This window comes from Moorena sp. SIO4A1, assembly GCF_010672065.1.
GTDB lineage: Bacteria > Cyanobacteriota > Cyanobacteriia > Cyanobacteriales > Coleofasciculaceae > Moorena.
This window is the reverse complement of record NZ_JAAHHX010000151.1, coordinates 1-4,761: the sequence shown is the minus strand read 5'-3', so window position 1 is coordinate 4,761 and position 4,761 is coordinate 1. Positions and strand designations below refer to the sequence as shown.

Sequence of the window (4,761 nt, the reverse complement as noted above, 5' to 3'; positions counted from 1 at the left end):
TGAACCCGTTACTCCAAGGCGGTTTCAAAACCTCAGAAAAAATTTTGACATCGACAATGAAACAGCCCTGCCTTTATGCACGCAGGGCTGTTTCATTATCATTAAAATAGAAGATAATCGGATATAATTACTGTTAAGTACAAAAACTGAGGATATACTTCAGATTATGGCTCATTTCGCTGATTGCTGCCTTAATCGAATCAAAGCCATGTGCTCGAAGAAGGGTTAAAACCCAGGTTTTGAGCAAAGATAAGTTTTTTGGAGCAAATCCGGATTTTTGGGGACTAATATCTTCCTCATAAATGACGTCTTTTACCCAATGAAGAGAATTTTCAATCAGCCAATGTCCTCTAATTCCATCCATCAAACGACGAGATTGAGGTGATTTTGAACTCATATAATAACTAATAGTTTTGAAGGGTTGATTACCGCGAGTTCCACTGCGAGAAACTTTAATTACACAACCAGCCCCAATCCATTTGGGGTCAAGATTTTCCGGTGGCTCAAACACTTCGATAATACGATTTGTATTACGGTTTCTAGTTTTTTCATGATGGATCACTTTTTGTCGTGGTGTTTGCCGGTTTGATTCCCTTTCTATTTGTTGATATAATTTGGGTTGATTTCTTTTTACTTTAACTAGATAATCATTCCCTGATTCGACTATGTCTGCCAGAGTTTTTTTTGACAATGAAGAGCATCAAAAGTAAATACGACGGAGATGAAACCTTGAACAGTGGAGCCTTATTACAAAAGATTTAACCCTTTTCTGCATAACCGATCACCCATAAAGGCTCCACTGTTCTACGGGAACTTCAAAACCCGTTAAATCTAATAACTTAATTAAGTCTCGAACCACGGTTATTTCGCTTTCGTGTTTGTTTTCCATCATTTTTAGCCCTAAAACTAATCCTCTTTGATGAGAAAAAGCTGAAACACAGTTGATAAAATTTTGTTGAGCCTTATCGTAGTTATTTACAGTATTTTTTAGACTATTGCCATCCAGTGATATCCATTCTGAAGAGGGAATCAGACTATATTGTTTACTCCATTGATTAAACACAAATTGGAGTTCTTCGTAATCTAAATTAATCATGACTCTTCTGATTGCTGAATAAGAAGGAACACGAGCATGCATGAATTTTAAGTCTACTAATTAATTGGGTGCGGTGGCGTTCTACAAATCTACCCAATTGTCGATAACCCCAATAACCACTCATCATCCCCATAATTATGATTAAAAGCACCAGCCACAGAGGATGACGAAGACCATGAGGACTGCGATGATCAGGTATTTCTTTGAGATAGTCGATTAAGCTTTTCTCCATGATGCATGGCATATAAGGGGAATTAGCCCGGTTTTTCCGGCTATTGCTTAACTATACAGCTTTTTACTCTATAATGAAACAGCCCTGCCTTTATGCACGGGGTTACGCCCAAGTTGACGAGTGGAGCCCCCTTCAGCCGACTGAGATTCCTGGCGAATTCATCACGGTAATGACGAAGTACTTAACTCGTGCGGCTTGTTCTAAGTAGGAGCCTCTAGAAAATAGAGGGGTATGACTTAGGTAACTCGCGGGGATAACCCAAAAGTTATAACTGTTCATCTGGATGGCGGTGCAAACCCGACCCCCTGGAGAGACAGGTGACTCCCTACCTTGGCCACACCGAGTAGGCGACATCCTAGCAGAGTGAAGCTGGCACCAGGGCGCAATCAGACACTAATCAGATGAGTGACACTGGCGCTAAAGGGGAGGTGACATGGGTAACAGTAGCAAAAGTCCTGAAAAAGTGTCTTAGTACTAAGCCGCAATCTGACTAGTATATGCGAGACTTAATTCCCGATTATTCTCACAACGTTTTGAGTTAGACAGTTGTAATCTCTGAGAAGGGAATAGGCAAAATGGACTGCCCTAAATCACCATAACAATCTGATGGACGGAACAAGTAAAAACGGCAGCAATAATGAGTCTGTAGACCGGTCGAATCTACGGTAAGTTATGTCAAACTTAATCCTCACTGCCGGGTAGGATGCAGCCGAATAACTGGCTGCGGGTATTCAGAGTATACAAGCTCGTTTGAGAGCACAGTTAGACACATGGTAAAACATAGTGAACTTTGGAAAAGACAACAGTGGAAGAAACTCCGCCAAAATCTTTTCCGCCTACAAAAGCGTGTATATAAAGCGGTTCGAGCTGGTGACTTGAAGAAAGCTAGGTCATTACAAAAACTCATACTGAAATCCCGCTCAGCACAGCTTTTGGCAGTCCGACAAGTGACACAGCTAAATAAGGGCAAGAAGACGGCTGGAGTTGACGGAAAGTCAAGCCTCAACTACAGAGAACGCATGGAATTGGTTGAAGCATTGAACCACTATGGTCATGACTGGCACCATAGCGGACTACGCGAAGTCCCCATCAAGAAAAAGAATGGTAAGACTAGGATGCTAAAGATACCTACCATAGCCGACCGAGCATGGCAATGTCTGGTGAAGCTAGCCCTTGAACCAGCCCATGAGGCAACGTTCAGCGGGGATAGCTACGGGTTCAGAACGGGCAGGTGCGCCCAAGATGTTCAAAAACGACTTCAATTACATTTGAAATCAGACGCCAATGGCATCAACAAACGAATCATAGAACTAGACATCAAAAAGTGCTTCGACCGAATCAGCCACAACTCTATTATGGAAAGGCTTATAGCACCAGCAAAAATCAAAACGGGAATATACCGATGCCTAAAAGCAGGAGTATCCGTTCAGTTTCCAGACCAGGGTACCCCTCAAGGGGGGGTGGTAAGTCCTTTACTAGCAAATGTGGCTCTTAACGGAATAGAAGATATTCACACTAGTTTGCGATACGCAGATGATATGGTGTTCATCCTCAAGCCTAAAGACGATGCTGCCAAAATCCTCGAAAAGGTCAAGGCATTCTTGGCAGAAAGAGGTATGGAAATCAGTACAGAAAAGACCAAGCTGACCAAAACGACAGACGGATTTGACTTCCTATGAAGTTACCGTAAGAAGAAAGAAGCCTTTACAGGGGACAGACTAGGCAAAAAAGGGTTAAAAATTATTAATTAAGGCTTCTTTCTTCTAAGGTTTCGTCTCCTGGGGTGGAGATTCCGCGTCAGAAAAGACGGAAAGTTCTCGTGCATTCCCTCAGAGGAAAATCACAGAGCAATCCGCAAGAAGATTAAAGCCGTAGTCAACTGCTCGAATTATGGTGCTGAAGTAAAAGCTAAGAAACTAGCCCCCATCGTTCGCGGATGGCGCAACTACCACAAAAGCTGCAATATGAGCAGTTCTAGGGATTCCTTATGGTTCATGTGCAACACTGCCCACCGAAAGTTCCGAAAGGAAAAGAAAGTAAGTCGGTATAGAGCCAACGAACTATGTCAAAAGGCATTTCCAAAGGTAGGTTACAAACAGAACCAACACGTGAACGTACGGGGGACTAAGTCACCCTACGACGGTGACTTAGTCTATTGGAGTCGAAGAAACTCTAACCTTTACTCCGATGCTACATCCGATGCATTGAAAGAGCAAAACCATTCCTGTGGACACTGTGGATTGAAGTTCTTAGAAGACGAATCTGTACACCTTCATCACATAGATGGAAACCACGACAATTGGTCAAAAAAGAACTTACTAGCAGTTCATCAGAGCTGCCACCAACAGATACATTGGAGCACTCCGAAAGGAAAGGATATCTAGGAGCTGCATGAGGGGAAACTTTCACGTGCAGTTCTGAAGCGGAGGTGCCCCGGATAATACCGGGCATCGACCGTAACTGGGTTAAGCTATTAAATTGCTGGGGGGCTTTGCCCCCTGGCCAAACCATCGGGTTTGCTCCCATGGGAGCATGTCTGGTATGGTGCGAAATCTGAATTCATAAGGTTCATCTGGCCGTGGATAGTATTTCTGCGGCTATTTTTTTTTGTAAGGGAGTAGGGAGTAGGGAGTAGGGAGTAGGGAGTAGGGAATCGGGAATCGGGAATCGGGTTTATCTCAATGCATGCTGTTTAATCCGCTAGGTGGAATGGGCATGTTGGTGGAACGGGCATGTTGGTGGAACGGGCATGTTGGTGGAATGGGCATCTTGCCAGTTTCATGCTTATTTTCGAGTGGGCAGGATGCCCACTCTACTCCTCTTCAAAAGAAGACTGACGCAACCCCCTTTTTTTCTTGTCAGGTGTCATTTGAGAGTTAATTATTAAAAATTTTTAGGTAACTTGACGTAATCAATTTGAAAAATGGTATAAGACATGCTTGCTGTTGAGCTAGTTGTGTAGTGACTCTTGCCCTTGCCTATCACTGTGCCCCAATTCTAGCAAACAACGTCATTGCAAGCTTTGAGCCACTTGTGTCAGGCAGCTGAGGGGGTGACATGCAAGCTTAAATCCTTACTGGGTCATAAGTTCAGCTCATATGTTACAAAAATATACATTCTGTTTTGGGCCGAGCTTGGACGTAGTTATAAGGGTTTGAGCTTGCCATTAAATGAATCGAGAGTTAATTTGGGACTGTATCTTTCCTGAGTTCATTGGACTCAAAGCCTTATATAGCAAGCTTTTCAGGGCTCATGTCACCCCCTCAGCTTTTCTGGGTTTATGGGTTGTCGAGGTTTAGTGGTAGAGTATCAAAGGCTTCCAGAAGTGAGCGAGGCTCTGATTTATACAGGGATGATTCGACTCATGCTGCGTCGCCTTGCTTCTTAATAAGCACTTTATAAACGGTCTATAACGGGAGCCGGTCAAAACAGA

General features: G+C 43.3%; 1 protein-coding gene and 2 pseudogenes. 1 reads left to right on the top strand and 2 read right to left on the bottom strand.

Translation table 11 applies throughout. The annotated features are described in order from the left end of the window. Positions 1 to 133 precede the first annotated feature (133 nt). A pseudogene (locus F6K53_RS35175) lies at positions 134 to 1,096 on the bottom strand (ISAs1 family transposase). Continuing rightward, positions 1,089 to 1,328, bottom strand: coding sequence for a transposase family protein (locus tag F6K53_RS46185; RefSeq protein WP_366511388.1), 240 nt, complete (start codon positions 1,326 to 1,328; stop codon positions 1,089 to 1,091). Before F6K53_RS46185 ends, F6K53_RS35175 begins: the two are co-directional and overlap by 8 nt. A gap of 703 nt (positions 1,329 to 2,031) precedes the next feature. Here F6K53_RS46185 and F6K53_RS46180 point away from each other — a divergent pair. Beyond that, positions 2,032 to 3,712: pseudogene (locus F6K53_RS46180) on the top strand (reverse transcriptase domain-containing protein). Positions 3,713 to 4,761: the final 1,049 nt, after the last annotated feature.